Source organism: Microbacterium mangrovi, from assembly GCF_000802305.1.
GTDB lineage: Bacteria > Actinomycetota > Actinomycetes > Actinomycetales > Microbacteriaceae > Microbacterium > Microbacterium mangrovi.
In genome coordinates, this window is record NZ_JTDK01000001.1 from 148,440 (window position 1) to 171,224 (window position 22,785).

Consider the following 22,785-nt stretch of genomic DNA (forward strand, 5'->3'; position numbering starts at 1 on the left):
CGCCCCGGACCCCCCTGCTCCGGCGTCCCGTCGCCGAAACAAGTTTCGCCGCCGAGACCGTGGCTGAACCACTTGTCTCGGCGGCGATTGCTGGTCTCGAGGCACGTGGTCCGGATGCCGGGGCACGACGAAACGGCCGCAGCCCGGGGGGCGGCGGCCGTTTCGACCTGTATTACTGGTTGTCCAGGGGCAGGCCCGGGGGGTTGACCAGGGACTTGTCCACGGCCTCGTTGGACAGGTTGTACGCCGCCAGCCACTTGGCGTAGGTGCCGTCGGCGATGAGCTTGTTGATGGCGTCCGCGACGGGCTTGGCCAGCCCGCTGTCCTTCTTCACGGTCGCCGCGATGAGGCCCTGCAGGGTCTCGCCCGCACCCGAGACGGTGCCGGCGGTGCGCGTCGGGTTCGCCGTGCCGGCCGTCTGCTTCTCGTGGTAGGCGATGCCCGGGTTGGGGCCGAAGTAGGCGTCGATCTTGCCGGAGTTCAGCGCCAGGTTGACCGAGTTCTGGTCGGGGTAGTACTTGACGGTGAGCGTCTTGCCCTCGTCCTTCAGCTTCTTCTGCCACTCCAGGAGGATCTTCTCCTGGTTGGTGCCGGCGCCGACGGCGACGGTGAGTCCGGCGAGGTTCTTGTAGTCGCCGCCGAACTCCCAGTTGTTGGACTTCAGCACCTCGAAGGCGAGGTTGTCGTCGCGGTACGACGCGAAGTCGTACTTCTGCTTGCGCTGCTCGGTGTCGGTGATGTTCGAGAACCCGATGTCGGTCTTGCCGGTGTCGATGCCGACGAACAGGTTGTCCCACGTGGCGTTCGAGACGACCGGCGACAGGCCGAGCACGGCCGCGACGAGCCGGCCGAGGTCGGGCTCGGAGCCGGTGAGGGTCTTCGCGTCGTCGCCGGTGAACGCCAGGGGCGGGTAGCCGGCGGGGAGCGCGCCGACGCCGATGCGCAGCTGTCCGGAGTCGCGGACGGATGCCGGCAGCTCGGCGCGGATCTTCGAGTCGACCGGGACGCTGAGGGTGACCTCCTTGGCGGCGCCGTTCGCGTGCGCGCCGACGGTGACCTTGCCGGATGCCGGGCTGTCGGTGGCCGCGTCGGCGGCCGAGCACGCGGTCAGCAGGGCGGCGAGGGATGCCGCAGCGAGGGTGGCGGCGCCGAGACGTCGGAGTCGGGTGCGGGTGAGGGTTGCCATGGTTTCTCCTTGGGTGCTGTGGTGAGGGTGGGGGTCGGGGGTGTCAGAGCACTCGGCTCAGGAAGTCCCGCGTGCGCTGGTGCTGCGGGTCGTCGAGGACGCGGCTGGGTGGTCCCTGCTCGACGAGCACGCCGTCGGACAGGAACACGACGTGGTCGGCGATCTCGCGGGCGAAGGCGATCTCGTGGGTCACGACGATCAGGGTGCGACCGCCGCCGGCGAGGGTGCGGATGGTGTTCAGCACCTCGCCGACCAGTTCGGGGTCGAGGGCCGAGGTGGGTTCGTCGAACAGCACGATGTCGGGGTCGAGGGCGAGGGCCCGGGCGATCGCGACCCGCTGCTGCTGCCCGCCGGAGAGCTGGCGCGGGTAGGCGTCCGCCTTGTCGGCGAGCCCCACCTTGGCGAGGAGGTCCGCGGCGCGCTGCCGGGCGTCCGCCTTGCCGAGGACGCCCGCCGAGACGGGTGCTTCGACGACGTTCTCGGTGACGGTGAGGTGCGGGAACAGGTTGAAGTTCTGGAACACGAACCCGATCCGCAGCCGCTGCCGCAGGATCTGCTTCTCGGGGAGTTCGCGCAGCCGGTCGCCGTCGACGCGCACGCCGATCAGCTCGCCGTCGATTCGCACGTAGCCCTCGTCGAGCTTCTCGAGGTGGTTGATCGCGCGCAGCAGCGTGGACTTGCCCGAGCCGGACGGGCCGAGGATCACGGTGACGCTGCCGCGCGGGATGGTCAGGTCGATGCCGTGCAGCACGGTCTTGCCGCCGAACGACTTGTGCGCGTTGCGGATCTCGACCGCGGTCTGGGAGGCCGCGGCATCCTGCCCGTCGACGAGTCCGGGAATCGTCGTGCTCATCGCGCACCCCGCAGTCCGCGCCCGTAGTAGCGCTCGACGAAGTACTGCACGACCGAGATCGCGCTCGTCAGCACGAGGTACCAGATCGAGGCGACCACCAGCAGCGGGATGATGTCGCTCGGGTAGGTCGACTGCAGGTTCTGCACGACCCCGAACAGGTCGAGCAGCGACACGTAGAACAGCAGCGAGCTGGCCTTCAGCAGACCGACGATCTGGTTCACGTAGGACGGCACGATCGACCGCAGCGCCTGGGGGAGCACGATGCGGGTGAACTGCCGACCGCGCGGGATGCCGAGGGCCTTCGCGGCCTCGTGCTGTCCGCGGTCGACCGAGAGCAGCCCCGAGCGGACGATCTCGGCGGCATAGGCGGTCTCCGCCAGGCTCAGCCCGATGACGCCGAGCGCGAGGTCGCTGAGGGCCACCGTCGTCGGGACCTGCAGCTGCGGCCCGAACGGGATGCCGACCCCGATGGACGGGTACAGGTTGCCCAGGTTGTACAGGAAGATCAGGATGAGGATCAGCGGCACGGAGCGGAACACCCAGATGTAGAACCACGCCGCGCCCTTCAGTACGGGGCTGTGCGACAGCCTCATCAGGGCGAGCACGATGCCGCCCGCGAAGCTCACCACGGCGGCGAGAGCCGTCGCCTGCAGCGTCAGCACGAGGCCGTCGAGGATGGCCGGCGCGAACAGCCAGTGCGCGACGCGGTCCCACGCCCACGCCGGGTTCGAGAACAGCGTCTGGGCGAAGTTGAGGCCGAGCACGAGGACGAGGGCGGTGGCGATCCACTGCCAGGGATGCCGGAGCCCGCGGACGCCGCGCGAAGCGAGCGCCTGCAGCTCCGACGCGGTGAGCGCGTCCGCGGTGGGACGCGCGGAGCCGACGGGGGTCTCCCGGACTCGGTTCAGCACGCTTGTCATGGGGCGAAGTTACGGGCCGGGCCGGATGCCGGTCAAAGGAATTCCGACACGCTGCGTCACCGGAACGCCATATTGCGAAACACAATTCGCGCGGAATGCCGGATGCGCGCGAAAAGGCCTCCGGAATGACGATTCCGGAGGCCTTTCGGAGGGCGGTAGGCGCCGCTATTCAGCGGCCGGGAGGCGCTTCTCGAACGGGTGCACGACGAAGCCCTCGTACACCTCGGCGAGCGGCAGCGCGGTGTAGCCCTCGACCCGGTAGAGGTTCTGCGCCTCGGGCTGGCGGGGCCCGGTGGTGAGGAACACGCGCGTGTAGCCACGCCGGGATGCCTCCGCTTCGAGTTCGCGCAGCACGCGGCGGCTGAGTCCGCGCCGGCGGTGGTCGCGGTGCGTCCAGATGCGCTTGAACTCCACGGTCGAGGCATCCGCCTCGGGGTCCGCGCTCGGGAAGGCGTGGGTCTCCTCGTCGGCGACGAACCGCATGAACGCTCCGCCCGCGATGACCTCGTCGCCCTCGAGCAGTAGCAGGAACGCGCCGTCCGGCGGCAGGAACCGGGATGCCGGATACCGGTTGATCTCGGCTTCGGCGGTCTCGTCGTCGACGCGCAGGTCGCTGTAGCGCTCGTCGTATTCGCGCTCCAGGTCGGCCAGCAGCACGGCCGCGCGCTCGTCGGTCGGCGAGACGTGGACGAACGTGAGCGGGAGTGCGTCGGGGGTGTCGAGGGAGGGCATCCGCTGATCCTTTCAGGCGTAGGTGTGCTCGTGCCGGCGTTCGTGCTCGGTGAACTTGAACGCGAGTCGTCCGTGCGTGTACGACGCTCCGGCGCGCAGGGCCGCGGCGACCCACGCCGTCTCGGCGAGCTCCGCGTCGGTGGCGCCGGCGGCGACCGCGTTCTTGCTGTGCCCGTCGATGCAGTACACGCACTGTGTGGTGAACGCGACGGCCACGGCGATCAATTCCCGGTACTTGAGGGGCAGCTCCCGGCCTTCGGCGGCGAACACGGCCGTGTTGAAGTCGTTGAAGGCGCGCAGGATGTCGGGGGTCTCCTGCTTGTAGACGCGGTTGTAGGCCTTGTCGTCGCTGTCGAGGTAATGGGACATGCGGTCCACTCCACCGCTATTCGGCCGCCGCGGGATCCGGCCCGGAAACATGCGGTAACCGAATGGCCCCGGATCACGTTTCCGGCGACATATTCCGTCGCATTTCGCAATTCGCTGACATCGGGATCGCCGCTGCATTGAGAGGAGCGTCATCCTGGGCGGAGAACGTCGGAGAACCGGGGAGAGCGGATCATGAGTCGGTACATCGTCATCGGAGCGGGAGCGCTCGGCGGCCTCCTCGCGGCGCAGTGGATCCTGGCCGACGTGCCGGTGACGCTGGTGGCGCGCGGGGCGCAGTACGACGCGATCGCCCGCGACGGCATCCGCATCCGGCGTCCGCACGGCGACGAGGTCGTGCGGGTGCACGTCGTCGATTCGATCGGCGAGGCGCTGCCGACCTCCTCGGACGCGCTCGTGCTGGCGGTGAAGTCGCAGGATGCCGAGTCCGCGATCGCCGCGATCGCCTGGCAGCCTCTGGCCGACGGGGAGGGGCTCGTCGCCGACCTGCCGATCCTCACAGTGCAGAACGGGCTCGCGACCGAGGCCGTCGCGCTGCGGCGGTTCGCGACGGTGATCGGCGTGTCGGTCGGCATCCCCTCCAGTCATCTGGAGCCCGGTGTCGTCGTGTCGCCGGCGTATCCCACGGTCGGCGCGGCATGGCTGGGCGGATACCCCAAGTCCCTCCCGGGTGAGGAGGAGCGGCACCGGGTCGCGTTCGCCGCGGCCGGTTTCGCCGCCGCGATCGAGCCCGACATCGCCGCCGCCAAGCGCCGCAAGCTCCTGGCCAGCATGCACAACATGGTCGACGTGTTCGCCGCCGAGCTGGAGCAGGCGGAGGATGCCGAGGCCGCCCTCGTCGAGGAGGCCCGGTTCGTGTTCGCCCGGGCGAAGCTGCCGATCGCCCCGCCGCCGGTGGGTGTCGTGCCGCTGCAGATCGGGAACGTCGCCGGTCACGTGCCCGGGCATCTGTCGACGTGGCAGAGCTTCGCGCGCGGCACCACCAACGAGGTCGACTTCCTCAGCGGCGAGGTGGTGCTGATCGCCCGCGAGCACGGTCTGACCGCGCCGTTGAACGCCGCCGTCGCGCGGGCCCTCGGCGCGCATGCGGCCCGCGGCGGCCGCCCCGGCGAGGTGCCGCTGCCGCCCGAGTTCGTCTACGACCTGCTCAGCCGCCCCCGCTGGAGCTACTCGGTCTGATCCGCCCGGGCCTCGGTCTGACCCCCCCGGGTGGCGGCCGGTCCGCCGCGCGCCCCGGGCTCTTCGCAGCCTGTTCCGCTGTCCTGGATTGCAGCGAACGCTGCCATCCAGGACAGCGGAACTCCCTCGTCTCGGCCCGGTGCGGTGTTCGACTGTCCTGAATGACGGGCGATCCTGCCGTGCAGGACAGCGGAACACCCGGCGCGACCTCACCGGATGCGGGAGTGCTCCCCGAGCCGGTGCCAGCCGCGGTCGTGGTAGACGAGGGGGGCGCCGGCATCCTCCGATCCGGCGCTGCGGGCGATGTTCGACTGCAGCGCGTGCGCCGCGATCACGGTGGAACTTCCGGCGCTCATCCGCTCGGTGACGGCGCAGCGCACCCAGGCGCGCACCCCGTGGTAGACGGGTTCGCCGCTGATCAGCCGCGTCCACAGCAGCGGGTCGGCGAACCGGTCGGCGCCGCTGGTGGAGGCGAGCCGGGCGATCTCGAGGTCGTCGGCATCCAGCAGGTGCACGACCACGGTCTGCGCGGTGGCGATCGCGGGCGCGGCCGACGAGAACGTCGACAGCGAGAAGATCAGCAGCGGCGGGTCCACGCTCACCGACGACACGGACGTCGCCGTCAGCGCGACCGGGCCGTCAGGCCCTTCGGCGGTGATCACCGCGACCCCGCCCGGGTGCCCGCGGAAGAGGAGCTTGAAGTCCTCGGCCGGAAGCGACGCCGACTCCCAGGCCGGCTCGGTGCGGGCGGATTCCGGTCGCTGCGTGGTGATCATGGGGCGACGCTACGGGGTCCCGGCGACGCGTCGCCGGGATGTGTCGGGGCCTTTCGCGATGTTTCAGTTCATGACTCGCCGCCCGGGGGTGGATGCCCGTGCCAGAATGCCTCGTAGTCCCCCAACCGTGCGGAGCACCGCTTCGCGAACGAAGGAGTCGGCGTGACTGACACGACACCGAACGAGCCGGAGTACATCGTCGAGTACGTCGACGGGCCCCTCGCGGGCACCGACGACCGCCGGATCCTGGTGGACGGCGAGATCGAACCCCGGATCGCGGCGTTCGCGGCGGTCCAGGGCCTGGAGTCCACGTTCTGGTACCTGGCCGGGGAGCGCCGCGAGCTCGACGGCGAGACCCGGGTGGAGTACCACTTCGACCCGTCCGACAGCGACCCCGTCGCCCCGGTCCGCGAGACCGAGTAGCGGCATCCCCCTCGCCTAGCGTGGGTTTGATGGAACAGACGACGTCGGGGCGATCGAGCGGACGCGTCGGAGTGCGGGAGGTCGCGGCGCTCGCCGGCGTCTCCACGCAGACCGTGTCGCGGGTCATCAACGATCACCCGAGCATCCGCGCAGAGACCCGCGAGCGCGTTCGCGAGGCGATGGATGCGCTCGGCTACCGCGTGAACAACGCCGCCCGGGCGCTCGGCACGAGCCGCAGCCGCACCCTCGGGGTGATCGCGTCGGATGCCACCCTCTACGGGCCCTCGATGGGGATCGCCGCCCTCGAGACGGCCGCTCGTCGCGAGGGCCGGTGGGTGGCGACAGCCTATGCGGATGCCGCCGACGAGGCATCCGTCGACGCGGCGCTGGAGCATCTGCTGGCCCAGGGCGTGGACGGCGTCATCCTGATCGCCGCGCACGAACGCACGGTCGCCGCCCTGGCCGCCCGCACGCCGGGGGTGCCGGTCGCGGCGCTGCACACCGGGCCGGGCGCCGAGCAGCAGGCCGCGGGCGCCGCCCTCGCCGTGGAGCACCTCGCGGCCCTCGGTCACCGGCGCATCGTGCGCATCGCCGGGCCGGCGGACTGGCTCGAGGAGGGTGCCCGCGCCGCCGGGTTCGCAAATGCGCTGGCGGTGCGGGGGCTCCGGGCCGGGCCGGGCTGGTCGGGCGACTGGTCGGCCGCCTCCGGATCGGCGGTCGCCGCCGGGGTCGCCGCCGCGGTGCGCGGATCCGCCGGGCCGACGGCGGTCGTGGTCGCCAACGACCAGATGGCGCTCGGGCTGATGGCGGGTCTGGCATCCGCCGGACTCGACCTGCCGGGGGAGGTGAGCATCGTCGGGTTCGACGACACGCCGGATGCCGCGTTCTACCGCCCGGCGCTGACGACGATCCGGCTCGATCTGGCCGGGGAGGCGCGCCGCTGCGTCGCCGAGGTGCTGGGTCTTTCCGCGCCTCCGCCGCCCGCCCGCCCGGAACTCGTCGTCCGCGCCTCCACCGCCCCGCCGCTCCCTGCGCCCTGAGCCCCCGCCCCCGCGCCCTGAGCTTGTCGAAGGGCACGACCCCGGGCGATTGCGCTTCGACAGGCTCAGCGCGCCTGGACTTGCCAACGCCGAAATGTTACCGGTAACATCCCGTCTGTGACCGACGAGGATCTGCAGGCGACGATCGCCCGCGTGCGAGAGGACGTCGCCCGGCTGCACGGCGAGCTGGTCCGATACGGCCTGGTGGTGTGGACCGGCGGCAACGTGTCCGGGCGTGTGCCCGGGGCCGACCTTTTCGTGATCAAGCCGTCCGGTGTCTCGTACGACGCCCTCGATGCCTCGAACATGATCCTGTGCGACCTCGACGGCAACGTCGTCCCGGGAACCCCGGGCAGCGACCGGGCCCCCTCGAGCGACACCGCCGCACACGCGTACGTGTACCGGCACATGCCCGAGGTCGGCGGTGTCGTGCACACCCATTCGACCTACGCGGTCGCGTGGGCGGCGCGCGGCGAGGAGATCCCGTGCGTGATCACCGCGATGGCCGACGAGTTCGGCGGTCCGATCCCGGTGGGGCCGTTCGCGATCATCGGCGACGACTCGATCGGCCGCGGCATCGTGCAGACCCTGCGGGGGCACCGCAGCCGCGCCGTGCTGATGCAGAACCACGGCCCGTTCACCGTCGGCACGGACGCGAGGGATGCCGTGAAGGCCGCCGTCATGCTCGAAGACGTCGCGCGCACCGTGCACCTGTCGCGCGAGGCGGGTCCGCTCGTGCCGATTCCGAGCGAAGCGGTCGACGCCCTCTACCACCGCTACCAGAACGTGTACGGCCAGGCCGCCGACGCGCGGCGGGACGCATGATGGCCGCGTCTGCGGCCGCCGAGGCGATCGCCGCCGGTCGCGCAGTGCTCGGCATCGAGCTCGGATCGACGCGCATCAAGGCGTGCCTGATCGGCGACACCCCAGCCGACATCCTCGCGGTCGGAGCCCACGAATGGGAGAACCGCCTGGTCGACGGGCGCTGGACGTATGCGCTCGAGGACGTGTGGGCGGGCGTGCAGGACGCCTACGCCCGGCTGGCCGCCGACGTGCGCGCCCGCTACGGCATCCCCCTGCAGACGCTCCGCGCTGCGGGAGTGTCGGGCATGATGCACGGCTACCTCGCCTTCGATGCGGCGGAGGAGCTGCTGGTGCCGTTCCGCACCTGGCGCAACACGAGCACGGGCGCGGCGGCGGCCGAGCTCACCGAGCTGCTGCGCGTCAACATCCCGCTGCGGTGGTCGGTCGCGCACCTGCATCAGGCGGTCCGGGATGCCGAGCCGCACGTCGCCGACGTCGCCTTCGTGACGACCCTCGCCGGGTACGTGCACTGGCGGCTCACCGGTCGCCGGGTCGTCGGCTTCGGGGAGGCCTCCGGGATGTTCCCCGTCGACGCAGGCACCCGCGACTACGACGCCGGGATGCTGGAGCGCTACGACCGGGTGGCCGCGGGCCGGATCCCGCCGCTGCGCACCCTGCTGCCTGCATCCCTTCCGGCCGGCACGCCCGCCGGCGAGCTGACCGAGGCCGGAGCGCTGCTGCTGGACCCGACCGGTGTGCTGCAGCCGGGCATCCCCTTCTGCCCGCCGGAGGGGGATGCCGGCACCGGCATGGTCGCCACGAACGCCGTGGCCCCGCGCACCGGCAACGTCAGTGCGGGCACGAGCATCTTCGCGATGGTCGTGCTCGAGCATCCGCTCGCCGCGGTGCACGAGGAGCTGGACCTCGTCGCCACCCCCGACGGGTCCCCGGTCGCGATGGTGCACTGCAACAACGGTGGCAGCGAGCTGGCGGTCTGGGCCGGGCTGTTCACCCGGTTCGCCACCGCGTCCGGAGCGGCCGCCGACCCGGACGCCGTGTACGACGTGCTGCTCCGCGAGGCGCTCGCGGGGGATACGGATGCCGGCGGCCTCGTCGCGTACAACCACCTCGCCGGCGAGCCGATCGCCGGGCTCGCCGACGGCCGTCCGCTGCTGGTGCGGCGCCCGGACAGCACGTTCACCCTCGCGAACCTCATGCGCGCCCAGCTCTTCGGCGCGTTCGGCACGCTCGCGCTCGGCATGCGGGTGCTGACCGACGAGGGGGTGCGCCTGGATCGGATGTTCGCGCACGGGGGCATGTTCCGCACCACCGGGGTCGCGCAGCGTCTGCTCGCGGCCGCGCTGGATGCCCCGGTCGCCGTCGGCACGACGGCGTCCGAGGGCGGGGCATGGGGCATCGCCGTGCTCGCCGACTATCTCTCGCACGCGCATATGCCGCTCGGAGAATATCTCGACGGGTGCGTGTTCGCGGGCGCGGACATCGTCGTCGCCGACCCCGATCCGCCCGACGTCGCCGGCTTCGCCGCCTACCTCGACCGCTACCGCGCCGGCCTCGCCGTCGAAGCCGCCGCCGTCGCCGCCTTCCCCTCCGGTCGTTGAGCGAGGCCCGCGAAGCGGCCCGAGACGAAACGCGATGTGCTCACGAGTTCAGCGCGTTTCGTCTCGCCTGACGGCTCGCTCAACGACCGGTGAATCCCTGAAAGGACCCAGCCATGCCGCTCTCCACGACCCTCGACTCCTCCGAGGTCTGGTTCGTCACCGGCAGCCAGTCGCTGTACGGCGACGACACTCTCCGCCAGGTCGCGGAGCAGTCGCAGGCGGTCGCGGCCGGGCTCGCCGGGCTGCCCGTGCGCGTGGTCTGGAAGCCCGTGCTCATCGAGCCGGACGGCATCCGTCGCCTCGCACTGGAGGCGAACGCGCGGGACGACGTGATCGGCGTGATCGCGTGGATGCACACGTTCAGCCCGGCCAAGATGTGGATCGCCGGACTCGACGCGCTGCGCAAGCCGCTGCTGCACCTGCACACCCAGGCGAACGTCGAGCTGCCCTGGGCCGAGATCGACTTCGACTTCATGAACCTCAACCAGGCCGCGCACGGCGACCGTGAGTTCGGGTACATCCAGACCCGGCTCGGCGTCGCGCGCAAGACAGTCGTCGGGCACGTGTCGCACCCCGCGGTGCGGACGCAGATCGAGGACTGGCAGCGGGCGGCCGCCGGCTGGGCGGCATCCCGCGCCCTCAAGCTCGCCCGCTTCGGCGACAACATGCGCTACGTCGCGGTGACCGAGGGCGACAAGACCGAGGCCGAGCTGCGGTTCGGCGTGCAGGTGAACACGTGGGGTGTGAACGAGCTCGCCGAGGCGGTCGCGGCCGCCTCCGACGCGCAGGTCGACGCCCTCGTCGCCGAGTACGAGGAGTGCTACGACGTCGCGCCGGAGCTTCGCGGGGGCGGGGACCGGCACCGGTCGCTGCGCGACGGCGCGGCGATCGAGGTGGGCCTGCGCTCCTTCCTCGAAGCGGGCGGGTTCGGGGCGTTCACCACGTCGTTCGAGGATCTCGGCGCCCTGACGCAGCTGCCCGGCCTCGCGGTGCAGCGGCTCATGGCCGAGGGATACGGCTTCGGCGCCGAGGGCGACTGGAAGACCGCGATCCTGGTGCGCATCGCGAACGTCATGGGTGCCGGGCGTCCGGGCGGGGCATCCCTCATGGAGGACTACACGTACGACTTGGTGCCCGGCGACGAGAAGATCCTCGGCGCGCACATGCTCGAGGTGTCGCCGGTGCTGACCTCGCAGAAGCCGCGCCTGGAGATCCACCCGCTCGGCATCGGCGGCAAGGACGACCCGGTGCGCCTCGTCTTCACCGCCGACCCCGGGCCGGCGCTCGTCGTGGCGATGAGCGACCTGCGAGATCGGTTCCGGCTCGTGGCGAACCTCGTCGACAACGTGGAGGCCCCCGATCTGCCGAAGCTCCCGGTCGGCCGCGCGGTCTGGAAGCCGCAACCCGACTTCCCGACTTCCGCCGCCTGCTGGCTGGCCGCCGGCGCGGCCCACCACACCGTGATGACCAATAATGTGGGCATCGAGGTGTTCCGCGACTTCGCCGAGATCGCCGGCACCGAACTGGTCGTCATCGACGACGAGACCACGGTGCGCGGATTCCAGCGCGAACTCCGCTGGAACCAGGCGTACTACCGACTTGCACAGGGGTTCTGAGATGGCAGACGTTCCCGCATCCGGCACGCAGCACACGCTGCGATCCGGCGATTACGAGGCCGTGGTCGCGAGCGTGGGGGCATCCCTGCGCTCGCTCACCCACGCCGGCCGCGACCTGGTGGTCCCGTTCCGGGCCGACCAGGTGCGCCCCGCCTACCGCGGGGTGACCCTCGTGCCGTGGCCGAACCGGGTCGTCGACGGCCGGTACACCGACGCGGGCACGCAGTACCAGCTGCCCCTCACCGAACCGGAACGAGGCCACGCGCTGCACGGCCTCGGGGTCTGGCTGGACTGGGCGACGGTGGCTTCCGGCCCGTCGCACGTCGTGCTCGAGACGGTCGTCCAGCCGCAGACGGGGTACCCGTGGCGGCTGCTCGTGCGCACGGAGTTCACACTGGATGCCGACGGGGGACTCACCCAGACGGTGACCGCCGTGAACGAGTCCGACACGCCCGCGCCGTACGGGACCGGGCCGCACCCGTACCTGGTCGCCGGGGACGGGACCGTGGACGACTGGACGCTGGAGCTGCCCGCCGCCGACCTCCTGCAGGTGACGCCCGACCGGCTCGTCCCGATCTCGCTCGCGCCCGCGGCCACTGTCGACGCGGACCGCTTCGACTACCTCTCGCCCCGGCGGATCGGCCCGGCCGAGATCGATCACGCCTATACCGGCCTGCAGCGGGATGCCGCCGGCAACGCCACCGTGCGCCTCACGGACGCGGACGGCCGCGGTGTGGCGATCACGTGGGATGCCGCCTGCCCGTGGGTGCAGGTGCACACCGCCGACCTGATGCCGGGCGCTCCCGGTCATCGCGCCGGGCTCGCCGTCGAGCCGATGACATGTGCGCCGGACGCCTTCAACGCGGGGGAGTACCCGTACGACGCCGGCCTGCGGCACATCGCGCCGGGGGCATCCTCATCGGCCGGCTGGCGCATCCTCGCGATCCACTGACCCACACACCAGAATCCCGACATCACACCGACCCGGAGAGAAACCACTCATGGAATACAGGTACCTCGGCAACAGCGGACTGAAGATCTCGGAGATCACCTACGGCAACTGGGTGACCCACGCCTCGCAGGTCGACGACAGCGCCGCGATCGCGACCGTGCACGCCGCGCTGGATGCCGGGATCACGACGTTCGACACCGCCGACACGTATGCGAACACGGCCGCAGAGGTCGTGCTCGGCAAGGCGCTGGCCGGTCAGCGCCGCGAGTCGCTGGAGATCTTCACGAAGGTCTACTTCCCGACCGGCCCGAAGGGGCCGAACGACACCGGGCTGAGCCGCAAGCACATCCTGGAGTCGATCAACGGCTCGCTGACGCGGCTCGGCCTCGACTACGTCGACCTCTACCAGGCGCACCGGTTCGACTACGAGACCCCGCTGGAGGAGACGTTCCAGGCCTTCGCGGACATCGTCCGCCAGGGCAAGGCGCTGTACATCGGCGTCTCGGAGTGGACGGCCGACCAGCTGCGCGCCGGCGCCGAGCTCGCCCGGGAGCTGCACGTCCCGTTCGTCTCGAACCAGCCGCAGTACTCGATGCTGTGGCGCGTGATCGAGGAGCGGGTGGTGCCGGCCAGCGAGGAGCTCGGCCTGTCGCAGGTGGTCTGGTCGCCGATGGCGCAGGGGGTGCTGTCGGGCAAGTACCTGCCCGGGCAGCCGGTTCCTGCGGGATCCCGCGCCACCGACGACAAGAGCGGCGCGGAGTTCATCAAGTCGTTCCTGCGTGACGACGTGCTCACTGCCGTCCAGCGGCTCAAGCCGATCGCCGACGAGGCGGGGCTCACGATGCCGCAGCTGGCGGTCGCGTGGGTGCTGCAGAACCCGAACGTCGCGACGGCGCTCGTGGGGGCATCCCGCCCCGAGCAGATCGCATCGAACGTCGCGGCATCCGGAGTGAAGCTCGACGCCGACACGATGGCCGCGATCGACGAGGCGCTCGGCGACGTCCCGGAGCGCGACGGCTCGCTGACCGACGGCGTCTCGCCCAGGACCCGCCTGGTCTGACGCCCCCGGGGCATCCCGCCTCCCGATTCCATCCGCACACCTCCGAGGAACACCATGCCCACCGCCCACGTCGAGCTCGACCGCCGATCCGTCATCGCCCCGATCAACCGCCGCCTGTTCGGCTCGTTCGTCGAGCACCTGGGTCGCTGCGTCTACGACGGCATCTACGAGCCGGGGCATCCCACGGCGGATGCCGACGGCTTCCGCCGCGACGTGGTCGACCTCGTCAAAGAGCTGGGATCGACCACGATCCGCTACCCCGGCGGCAACTTCGTCTCCGGGTTCCGGTGGGAGGACAGCGTCGGCCCGCGCGACAAGCGCCCGGTGCGCCGCGACCTCGCCTGGCACTCGCTCGAGACCAACCAGGTGGGCCTCGACGAGTTCGCGCGCTGGCTGAAGCTCACCGGCTCCGAGCTGATGCTCGCCGTGAACCTCGGCACGCGCGGCATCGAGGCCGCCCTCGACCTGCTCGAATACGCCAACCACCCGTCCGGCACCGCGCTCAGCGACGAGCGCATCGCGAACGGGACGCCCGAGCCGCACGATATCCGCATGTGGTGCCTGGGCAACGAGATGGACGGCCCCTGGCAGACCGGGTACATGACGGCCGACGACTACGGCAAGCTCGCCGCGCGCACGGCGGCCGCCATGAAGATGGCCGACAAGGACCTCGAGCTGGTCGTGTGCGGGTCGAGCGGGTCGGGGATGCCGACCTTCGGCGAGTGGGAGCGCGTCGTCCTCGAGCACGCGTACGACAACGTCGATTACGTGTCGTGCCACGCCTATTACCAGGAGCGCGGCGGCGACCTGGGGTCGTTCCTGGCCTCCGCGCTGGACATGCAGTACTTCATCGACACGGTGGTCGCCACCGCCGACCACGTCGGCGACAGGCGCAAGTCCAAGAAGCGCATCATGCTCTCGTTCGACGAGTGGAACATCTGGTACCTGGATGAGCACCAGGCCTCGGACGAGGTAGGCGACCAGTGGCGCGTCGCCCCGCGTCAGCTGGAGGACGTCTACTCGGTCGCGGATGCCGTGGTGCTCGGCGACCTGCTCATGACCCTGCTGCGCAACTGCGACCGCGTCACCGCGGCATCCCTCGCTCAGCTCGTGAACGTCATCGCGCCGATCATGACGGAGCCGGGTGGGGATGCCTGGCGTCAGACCACCTTCTTCCCGTTCTCCGTCACGAGCCGCCTCGCTCGGGGCGCGGCGCTGCAGACCCGCGTCACCTCCGAGACGTACGAGACCGCCGTGCACGGCGAGGCGGCCCTGCTGGACGCGCTCGGCACCTTCGACGACGAGACCGGCACCGGGGCGGTGTTCCTCGTGAACCGCTCGACGACCGAGTCGCAGACGGTCACCGTGGATGCCCGCAGTCTCGGGGCATCCCGCATCGCCGAGGCGGTGACGCTGGCCGACGCCGACCCGTACGCCAAGAACACGCTCGCCGACCAGAACCGCGTGGGTCTCGCGCCGAACGCGTCGGCGGAGATCGCCGACGGCGTGGTGACCGTGGTGCTGCCGCCCGTGTCCTGGACGGCGCTGTCGCTGGCGTGACGGCCACGTCGTAGAGTTCGAGGCGGGGCCGGTGCCGGCGCCCGCGAGATTTCGAGGAGGAACAGGTGACACTCACCAACTGGGCGGGGACATGGACGTTCGCGGCGGCCTTGGCCGACCATCCCCGCAGCGTCGGCGAGGTGCAGCGGCTGGTCGCCGAATCCGGCGGCGGTGTCCGGGCAGTGGGCACGTTCCACTCGTTCAACGACCTCGCTGAGGGTCGCACGCTGATCTCGCTGGCCGACATGCCGGACGACATCGAGCTCGACGAGGATGCCGCGACCGTCCGGGTGCCCGCACAGCTGCCGTTCGCCCGGATCGCCGCCGCGATCGATGCGCGCGGGTGGGCGCTCGCGAACATGGGGTCGCTGCCGCACATCTCCGTCGGGGGAGCGACGGCCACGGCCACGCACGGATCCGGCCTCGCCAACGGCAACCTGTCGACCTCGGTGACCGGCCTCGACCTGGTGACCGCCGACGGCGGCCTGCTTCACCTCGACCGCTCCGACCCGCGCTTCGCCGGTGCGGTCGTGCACCTCGGGATGCTCGGCGTCGTGACCCACGTGACCCTCGCCGTGCAGCCCGGCTACGAGGTGCGTCAGGATGTCTACCTCGACGTTCCGTGGCAGGCGGTGCTCGATGATCCCGCCGCGGTGTTCGGTGCAGGCTACAGCGTCAGCGTGTTCGGCCACTGGGGGACCGATGCCGTCCAGGTCTGGGTGAAGACCAGGCTCCCCGGCGACGAGGTGCCCGACACCCGCTGGGGCGGTGATCGTGCCCGCGTGCAGATGCCGATCGTCGGCGACGACACCGACAACGTGACGGTGCAGGGCGAGCCCGGTCCGTGGCACGCCCGGCTGCCGCACTTCCGGTTCGACCGGCAGCCGTCGGCGCAGGGCGAGGAGATCCAGTCCGAGTACTTCGTGGACTTCGCCGACGCGACGGCCGCCCTGTCGGCCGTGCGCGCACTGTCCGACCGGATCGACCCGCTGCTGCTGATCACGGAGCTGCGCACCGTCGCGGCGGACGACCTGTGGCTGAGCACCGCGGCCGGTCGCACGTCCCTCGGCATCCACTTCACGTTCCGGCGCGAGGCGCCCGAGGTGAAGGCCCTGTTGCCCGAGATCGAAGCGGCGCTCGCGCCGTTCGCGCCGCGGCCGCACTGGGGCAAGTGGTTCGCGATGAGCGAGCTCGGCGGGCTCTACCCGCGGTTCGAGGATGCCGCGGCCCTGGTGCGCGAGCTCGATCCTGACGGAACGTTCCGCAACGACTACACGCGCCGGGTCCTCGGCCTGTAGCGGGGCGCCTCCACGTCGGCCGGCATCCGGTCGTCATCGCCGATCCCGAGCGCGGTTGCGTACCCGGGTCGCGCGGGGCGCCGTGTCGAGGGCGGCGCGAGGAGTCGATGCGGGTCGATCGGGATGAGCACCTTGTCTCGGAGGATCTTCATTCCGCGCCGCCCACCGTCGTGAGCGGGAGCGTCAGCACGGGCGTCGTCCGGGTGGTCGGCACGGTGGTCGTGACGCTCGAGGCCGTGCGCGGTGCACGGAGCCCGTCGCGGCGCGGACGCCCCGTCACGAAGACGGCCGCGACCGCGCAGGCGACGCCGAGCGCCGTCCAGGCGGGCCAGTAGATCTGCAGGGGGAGCGGGGCGCTGACGAGCGCCGCGGACGTGGCGAGGATGACGAACGCCCAGGACGTGCCGCGCCGGCGTCGGCGGACGGTGACGATGGCGGCGGCGGTGCCGACCGCGGCGAGGACGATGCCGAGCGCGCCGAGCCCGATGACGAGGCCGGTGACGCCGAGCGCGAGTGTCATGTGCATTTCTTTGCTCCGAATGAGGGTGAAGCGGGACGCGAGCAGCGTCGGCCGCCCCCTCACCCTCCCAGGAGGGAAAGGCGGAACCTCCTGCATCCAGGTCTTTGAGTGCGTTCGGCCGCTTTTTGAGTGCTGGTTCGGATTTCTTGTGCAGGAGGGGACGCACCACGAAAAGGAGAGGGGTGCTACTCAAAACGCGAAGATCTGCACTCAACGACCGGGATTCGCCGATCCGGGCGCCACCCCGATGCCTACGCTCGACTCCTCGGTCGGTGCGGCCGATTCGATCCCGGAGGACGCCCATGAACGATGCATCCCACGATCGCGGTCCGCAGCGGTCGATGCAGGAGGACGCCGTCGTCTTCCGCGCCGAGCTGGTGCGGTCGGCACGGGCCGGCTCCACCTGGGTGGCAGCAGGAATCATCGCCGCCATCACGATCGGGCTCGCCGTCGTCGTGGCGCAGGCCGTCACGGGGGCGGCGGTTCCCGCGATGCAGGTGGTGTTCGCGCTGGTGAAGCCCGCGATGATCGGTGCCGGGATCTGCGGGGCGATCTCGGTCGGGCGCACCCCGGGCGCTCTCGCGGTCGGATCGCCCTCCTCGCGGCCGGGCGCCCACGTCGCCGCCGGCGCCGCGTTCGGCACCGCCGTGTTCGTCCTTTCCGCGGCGACCTACGCGGGCTCCGTTCTCGTGGTCTCGCCGATCCTCACCGACAAGGGCATCGGACTCGACGCGGGCAGTTTCGGCGCGACGTGGCTTCCGGTGTTCGCGGCCGCGCTGTCGACCGCGCTCCTCGGCGTCCTCGGACGAGCGATCGGCAGCGTCCTCCCGTCACGGCGCACGGCCGTCATCACGACCGTGGGGCTCCTGTTCGTGCTGCCGCTGACGGTCGACCTCGGGTACCTGCTGGCGGCCAGGCAGCAGTGGATCTACGACCTCACCGCCGTTCTGCCGCTCGCGGTCGCGAAGAACGTCGTGTTCGCCGACGAGCCCGGGACGGCACAGCTCCCGTCGGTCGTCGCGCTCTGCACCCTGGTGGCGTGGGTCCTGGCGGCCGCGACCTTCGCCTGGCTGCGCTCGCGCGCAGTGGAGAGCCGGACCGCGCAGACGCCACGCTGAGCCCCAGGCCCCCGTCACGGGGTGCGTTGCACAGAAAAGCGCGCGGACTACTCAATATCCCCGAATCACCACTCAATCCGGGGCTGGGACCACTCAATTTCCACGCAACCGCCGGTTCGGCCATGTGCGCCCGGTTAGCGTTTCGGTGCTCGTGCGCCTCTGCGCACGGTGCGTCCGGGACCACAGGGGGTGACCCGGAGACAGTCCCTCGAGCTCGCGCTCGATCACCCGCAGACGGGGCTCGCAGCCGGCCGAGGCTATCGAGCCGGCGGTCGCGCCTGCACACACGATCTGGATCGTCCTATGTCTGAAAGCAAACGCAGCGGCGTGTTCGGCGCCCTCGCGGGCCTTGTCGGTTTGAGTGCGCTGGCCGGTGTTCTGGTCGCGGCGGCGGTCACCCCGGCCGTGGCTGTGACGAGCTCCGCGGCGACGAACGCGATCACCATGTTCGACAACCTGCCGAGCGTGCTGACGATCGACAAGATCAGCCTTCCGTCGACCTTGTACTACAAGGACCCGAAGACGAAGAAGGACGCCGTGCTGGCGAAGTTCTACGACCAGAACCGGTCGCCGGTGACGTGGAAGCAGATCGCGCCCGTGATGTACGACGCGATCCTCTCCAGTGAGGATGCCCGCTACTACGAGCACGGCGGGGTCGACCTGGTCGGCACGACCAGCGCGGTGCTGTCCAACCTGAAGGGCCAGTCCTCGCGCGGCGGCTCCTCGATCAGCCAGCAGTACGTGAAGAACGTGCTCATCCAGCAGTGCGACTGGAACGCGAAGGGCAACAGCGTCGATGCAGCGGAGGAGTGCTGGCGGCAGGCAGCGGGGAGCAAGGGCCCGGACGGCATCAAGCGCAAGATCCAGGAGATGCGGTACGCGATCGCGCTGGAGCAGAAGTACTCGAAGAACGAGATCCTGCTCGGCTACTTGAACATCGCCCTGTTCGGCGGCACGAACTACGGGGTGGATGCCGCGTCCCGGTACTACTTCGGCATCCCCGCCTCCAAGCTCAGTGTCGCGCAGGCGGCGACCCTGGCCGGCATGGTGCAGGACCCGAACCTGTACCGCATCGACCTGCCCGCCGGGTCCACGCGAATCAAGGGCAAGGCCGCGAACACCGCGAAGGACAAGATCGCGCTGGTCAAGAACGGCGACTACTACGACATGGTCGATCCGGCATCCGCCCCGAAGGATGCCGTGAAGATCACCGGCTACTCGGTCACCAAGGAACGGCAGCTGTACGTGCTGGGCCGGATGCTGAAGAACGGGAAGATCACCCAGAAGCAGTACGACCAGGCCGCGACCGCCCCGATCGTGCCGAACATCACCCAGCCCACCGTGGGCTGCGCGAAGTCCACCGCACCGTACTACTGCGCGTACGTGCGCAACACGATCCTCACCGACAAGGCGTTCGGCGCCACCGCGTCCGACCGCGGCCGGATGCTGCAGAAGGGCGGGCTGAAGATCTACACCACCCTCGACCCGCGCGTGCAGAAAGCAGCCCAGACCGCCCAGAACACGTACAACCCGAAGACGATGTCGGGCACGGGGTTCGCGGGCAGATTCGGTTCCACGTCGGTCAGCGTCGAGGTGGGCACGGGGCGCGTGCTCGCGATCGCGCAGAACACCACGTACAGCGACACGACCGACAAGAACGGCAAGACCGGCATCATCTACGCCGGCGATTCGAAGAACGGCGCCTCCGGCGGCTTCAACGCGGGCTCGACCTTCAAGCTGTTCACCCTGCTCGCCTGGCTGAAGAAGGGCTACTCGATCTACGACCAGGTCAACGGGACCTACCAGCGGATCACGAAGTGGAAGGACTCCTGCGTCGAGGGCGGATACGTCCACACGGATGGCAGCTATGCGCGCAACTTCCAGAACGAGGCGGCGGTCTACGGCACCCCGGCGTTCTTCACCAAGGTGTCGCTGAACTCGGGCTTCTGGGGCATGGCGAGTCAGCTGGATCTCTGCGACATCGGCAAGACCGCCGCATCCCTCGGCGTGACGCGCGGTGACGGCACACCGATCCCGCTCGCCGCGAAGGGCGGCAGCTCGAACCCGGCGAACAATCCCGCCCCGTACGAGATCCTCGGCTCCGACAACGTCTCGCCGTTGGCCATGGCCGCGGCGTACGCCGCGGTGGCGAACGGCGGGATCTTCTGCCAGCCGAAGGTCATCGACAAGGTCATCGGCGCCGACGGGAAGCAGATCGCGACCCCCGATCGGACGTGCGAGAAGGTACTCGAGCCGAAGGTCGCCGCCGCGGCCGCCCATGCGCTCAAGGGCCCGATGGGCGCCGGCGGCACGGCGGTGACCGGCAACCCGAACGACGGCACCGAACTCATCGGCAAGACCGGCACGCACGACAACCTCCAGACGTGGCTGATCACCTCGAGCACGAAGGTCACCACGGCCAACTGGGTGGGCAATGCCATCGGGTTCGGCGACCTCGTCAACTCCTGGCACAAGGGCCGTCAGCTGTGGAACATCCGCTACCCGCTCGCCCGCGACATCCAGGGCGCGATCGACGGGTGGTACAAGGGCGGGAAGTTCCACGTGCCCGCGAGCATCTACGACAAGACGCCTCAGAAGCCCGTTCCGAACGTCGTGGGCATGTCGCAGGCGGCCGCGACGAAGACGCTCCGGGATGCCGGATTCGACGCGCAGATCGGCTTCGCGGTCAGCTCCGGGCTGGCTGCGGGCGCCATTGCCCAGCAGAGCGCGCGCGCTGCGCGGCCCGGTGCCGTGATCACGCTTCACCCCAGCAACGGCGACGGCGGGTACGCATCCGTTCCGAACGTCGTCGGCATGACCACCGGCGACGCGATCGACGCCCTGCTGCGCGCCGGATACGGATATGTGATCGGATCGTCGATCGATTCCAGCCGCGCCGCGGGCGTGATCGCCGAGCAGAGCGCCGTCTCCGCCGTCCGAGGTGCGCGCATCACGATCCGTCCCAGCACGGGGCGGGAGGCGAGTGCGCGGCCGACGCCCGCGTCGGTCGTTCCCGATGTCGTCGGGCTCAGCACCGGCGAGGCGATCAATGCGCTTCTCCACGCCGGATTCACGTACGCGATCGGCCCGTCCGTCGACTCCGACCTGCTCGCCGGAACCATCGTGAAGCAGTCCCCGGGGGCGCACTCGGCGCGCCCGGGCACCCGCATCACCATCCGACCCAGCAACGGCTCCGTCGATGCGGGATGACCGGGTCCGTGGCGCGGGGGGTTCCGCCGACCCCGTTGCACGGGCGAGCGCGAAAATCGCCCGATCGAGCCGGATCACTACTCAAAAAGGCGAGGTTCACCACTCAATCGCACGATTCGGCGAGCACGCGCCCGCTTCACCGCCTAGCGTTGGCGACGCCCGCGTGAACCTCACCGGGCAAGGCACGAGGCTCGACGGCTTCGACGGTCGTCACCCCTCACTGGTGTTCTGTGCCGGCCCGGTGGGCGTCTCATCCAATCTCCCCGACTGCGAGACGCCCACCGGGAGCACCCGGGGCGCGCCCCGCATCGGGCAGACGGGAACCAGCAGACAGTGAACCGCGACCGAGGAGACGCCTCGACGGCGCTCCGGGTGCGCGACTGGGATGACGTGCGGGTCCTCATCGCCGCGCTGGACGCCTTCGCGACGGATGCCGCAGCCCAGGCGCACGAGGAGGCCCGCTGGCAGGATGCCGACGTCCCCCAGGCGCACGTCGGCATCCTCCGCGATTGGGCTTCTCGCGCCCGTCGCCTCTGCGAGCAGGCCGAACACGCGCTGATGTCGTCATCCGCGGAGGACGAGTAGCCGGTCGGCCCCCGCGGGCGCTGCACAGATTTTTCGAGACACTACTCAATTCGGCCGAAAGACCACTCAAGGACGCCGGAATCGCCGAAACGCACGACGTGGGCGGTCGAGGATGATTCAGGCGGCGCGGCCTGCGTGCCGCGCGTGAACCCCGGCGATGCGCAGGACGCCACGAGCTGCCGTATGCCACAGGGGGAGAACGAGAATGTCAACATCAACCGATCCGCAGCGCTCCAACCGCGGGCGCGTCATCCTGATCGTGCTCGCCGGTCTCGCGGCGATCTTCATCGCGATCGGGGTCATCGGGTTCGTGTCCCAGTCCAGCGCGCCGCGCGGGTACACGGCGAAGGACATGCGCGGCAACACGGTACAGCTCGACCCGGGAGCCACGCCCGAGCCGTCGGCATCCGCCCGACCCGACGACGGCGGGCGCCTCATCGTCGCGTCGGTGGGCCTGAACGTGCCCCTCGGCTCCCTGTCGGCGGTCAACGGCTCGATCGTGCCCCCCGGATTCACCTCGGCGTACTGGGTGCGCAATGTGGGTGTCCCTCTCAGTGCCGCGAAGTCCGGCACGGTCTACGTCGTCATGCACGCCCTGCGCAACGGCGGAATGGGTCCGGGCAACTACCTCACCGACATCGAACGCCAGCGGAGCAAGGTCGCCGAGGGTGCGGCCGTCGACGTCGACGGGGTCAAGTACACCGTCACCGGATCACAGCTGATCCGCAAGAACAAGATCGCCCAGTCCGCCTCGGTGTGGAAGAACACCCCGGGTCGCCTCGTGCTGATCACCTGCCTGGAGCACCCGGATGGTTCGCCGTCGACCGACAACCTGGTCGTGACCGCCGAGCTCGCATCGGCACCCACACCGCAGACCGCCCGCTGACCGATGGGCGACGCACGCCTGTCGCGCGCTGCGCGGTTGGCATACTCTGGGTGTTGCCTAT

21 protein-coding genes are annotated in these 22,785 nt (G+C 70.4%); 14 read left to right on the forward strand and 7 right to left on the reverse strand.

Features of this window, described 5'->3' with window-relative positions:
* Positions 1-172: 172 nt before the first annotated feature.
* The 5 genes from LK09_RS00710 to LK09_RS00730 all read right to left on the reverse strand — a co-directional run bounded on the left by LK09_RS00710 (position 173) and on the right by LK09_RS00730 (position 4,060).
* A complete protein-coding gene (locus LK09_RS00710; RefSeq protein WP_039394292.1) occupies positions 173-1,186 on the reverse strand; it encodes an ABC transporter substrate-binding protein in 1,014 nt (337 codons plus the stop codon).
* 43 nt (positions 1,187-1,229) lie between these two features.
* On the reverse strand, positions 1,230-2,039 hold the full coding sequence (locus LK09_RS00715) for an amino acid ABC transporter ATP-binding protein (RefSeq protein WP_052226242.1): 810 nt from the start codon (positions 2,037-2,039) through the stop codon (positions 1,230-1,232).
* Entirely contained in the window at positions 2,036-2,959 is a 924-nt protein-coding gene (locus tag LK09_RS00720) for an amino acid ABC transporter permease (protein WP_156138590.1), read from the reverse strand. Before LK09_RS00720 ends, LK09_RS00715 begins: the two co-directional genes overlap by 4 nt.
* A 165-nt stretch (positions 2,960-3,124) precedes the next feature.
* Positions 3,125-3,691 (reverse strand): GNAT family N-acetyltransferase, encoded by a 567-nt coding sequence (locus tag LK09_RS00725; RefSeq protein ID WP_052226243.1) that lies wholly within the window; start codon positions 3,689-3,691, stop codon positions 3,125-3,127.
* Positions 3,692-3,703: 12 nt separating this feature from the next.
* Entirely contained in the window at positions 3,704-4,060 is a 357-nt protein-coding gene (locus LK09_RS00730; RefSeq protein ID WP_039394890.1) for a carboxymuconolactone decarboxylase family protein, read from the reverse strand.
* Positions 4,061-4,252: 192 nt separating this feature from the next.
* Here LK09_RS00730 and LK09_RS00735 point away from each other — a divergent pair, with 192 nt between their 5' ends.
* On the forward strand, positions 4,253-5,257 hold the full coding sequence (locus tag LK09_RS00735) for a ketopantoate reductase family protein (RefSeq protein ID WP_039394295.1): 1,005 nt from the start codon (positions 4,253-4,255) through the stop codon (positions 5,255-5,257).
* 209 nt (positions 5,258-5,466) lie between these two features.
* Here the strand turns inward: LK09_RS00735 and LK09_RS00740 are convergent, their stop codons facing one another.
* A complete protein-coding gene (locus LK09_RS00740; RefSeq protein WP_039394298.1) occupies positions 5,467-6,033 on the reverse strand; it encodes a flavin reductase family protein in 567 nt (188 codons plus the stop codon).
* Positions 6,034-6,195: 162 nt separating this feature from the next.
* Here LK09_RS00740 and LK09_RS00745 point away from each other — a divergent pair, with 162 nt between their 5' ends.
* From LK09_RS00745 to LK09_RS00785, 9 genes are all read left to right on the forward strand, one after another.
* On the forward strand, positions 6,196-6,456 hold the full coding sequence (locus LK09_RS00745) for a hypothetical protein (protein WP_039394301.1): 261 nt from the start codon (positions 6,196-6,198) through the stop codon (positions 6,454-6,456).
* A 29-nt stretch (positions 6,457-6,485) separates the two neighbouring features.
* Positions 6,486-7,496 carry a LacI family DNA-binding transcriptional regulator gene (locus LK09_RS00750; RefSeq protein WP_039394303.1) on the forward strand — a complete coding sequence of 337 codons (1,011 nt, stop codon included), beginning with the start codon at positions 6,486-6,488 and terminating at the stop codon, positions 7,494-7,496.
* A gap of 117 nt (positions 7,497-7,613) precedes the next feature.
* Complete coding sequence (locus LK09_RS00755; protein WP_197060937.1) at positions 7,614-8,321, forward strand: L-ribulose-5-phosphate 4-epimerase; 708 nt, start codon at positions 7,614-7,616, stop codon at positions 8,319-8,321.
* On the forward strand, positions 8,318-9,919 hold the full coding sequence (locus LK09_RS00760; RefSeq protein WP_039394309.1) for a xylulokinase: 1,602 nt from the start codon (positions 8,318-8,320) through the stop codon (positions 9,917-9,919). The genes LK09_RS00755 and LK09_RS00760 overlap by 4 nt, the downstream gene beginning before the upstream one ends.
* A gap of 113 nt (positions 9,920-10,032) precedes the next feature.
* On the forward strand, positions 10,033-11,535 hold the full coding sequence (gene araA / locus LK09_RS00765) for an L-arabinose isomerase (RefSeq protein WP_039394312.1): 1,503 nt from the start codon (positions 10,033-10,035) through the stop codon (positions 11,533-11,535).
* Position 11,536: 1 nt separating this feature from the next.
* Positions 11,537-12,487: an aldose 1-epimerase family protein gene (locus LK09_RS00770; RefSeq protein ID WP_039394315.1), complete on the forward strand. Its 951-nt coding sequence runs from the start codon at positions 11,537-11,539 to the stop codon at positions 12,485-12,487.
* 49 nt (positions 12,488-12,536) lie between these two features.
* Complete coding sequence (locus tag LK09_RS00775; RefSeq protein ID WP_039394318.1) at positions 12,537-13,547, forward strand: aldo/keto reductase family protein; 1,011 nt, start codon at positions 12,537-12,539, stop codon at positions 13,545-13,547.
* A 54-nt stretch (positions 13,548-13,601) separates the two neighbouring features.
* A complete protein-coding gene (gene arfA / locus LK09_RS00780; RefSeq protein WP_039394320.1) occupies positions 13,602-15,107 on the forward strand; it encodes an arabinosylfuranosidase ArfA in 1,506 nt (501 codons plus the stop codon).
* 65 nt (positions 15,108-15,172) lie between these two features.
* Positions 15,173-16,405, forward strand: a complete 1,233-nt coding sequence (locus tag LK09_RS00785; protein WP_039394323.1) for a D-arabinono-1,4-lactone oxidase — start codon at positions 15,173-15,175, stop codon at positions 16,403-16,405.
* A 148-nt stretch (positions 16,406-16,553) separates the two neighbouring features.
* Here the strand turns inward: LK09_RS00785 and LK09_RS00795 are convergent, their stop codons facing one another.
* Positions 16,554-16,925 (reverse strand): hypothetical protein, encoded by a 372-nt coding sequence (locus LK09_RS00795; RefSeq protein WP_039394329.1) that lies wholly within the window; start codon positions 16,923-16,925, stop codon positions 16,554-16,556.
* Positions 16,926-17,227: 302 nt separating this feature from the next.
* Between LK09_RS00795 and LK09_RS00800 the strand changes: the two genes are divergently transcribed.
* The 4 genes from LK09_RS00800 to LK09_RS00815 all read left to right on the forward strand — a co-directional run bounded on the left by LK09_RS00800 (position 17,228) and on the right by LK09_RS00815 (position 22,724).
* Positions 17,228-18,043: a hypothetical protein gene (locus LK09_RS00800; RefSeq protein WP_039394332.1), complete on the forward strand. Its 816-nt coding sequence runs from the start codon at positions 17,228-17,230 to the stop codon at positions 18,041-18,043.
* A gap of 303 nt (positions 18,044-18,346) precedes the next feature.
* The gene (locus tag LK09_RS00805) at positions 18,347-21,253 is read left to right on the forward strand and encodes a transglycosylase domain-containing protein (RefSeq protein WP_082007960.1); all 2,907 of its coding nucleotides are present in this window, start codon (positions 18,347-18,349) and stop codon (positions 21,251-21,253) included.
* Between the two features lie 333 nt (positions 21,254-21,586).
* Positions 21,587-21,838 carry a hypothetical protein gene (locus LK09_RS00810; protein ID WP_039394333.1) on the forward strand — a complete coding sequence of 84 codons (252 nt, stop codon included), beginning with the start codon at positions 21,587-21,589 and terminating at the stop codon, positions 21,836-21,838.
* A gap of 205 nt (positions 21,839-22,043) precedes the next feature.
* Positions 22,044-22,724, forward strand: a complete 681-nt coding sequence (locus LK09_RS00815) for a class F sortase (RefSeq protein WP_052226245.1) — start codon at positions 22,044-22,046, stop codon at positions 22,722-22,724.
* Positions 22,725-22,785 lie beyond the last annotated feature (61 nt).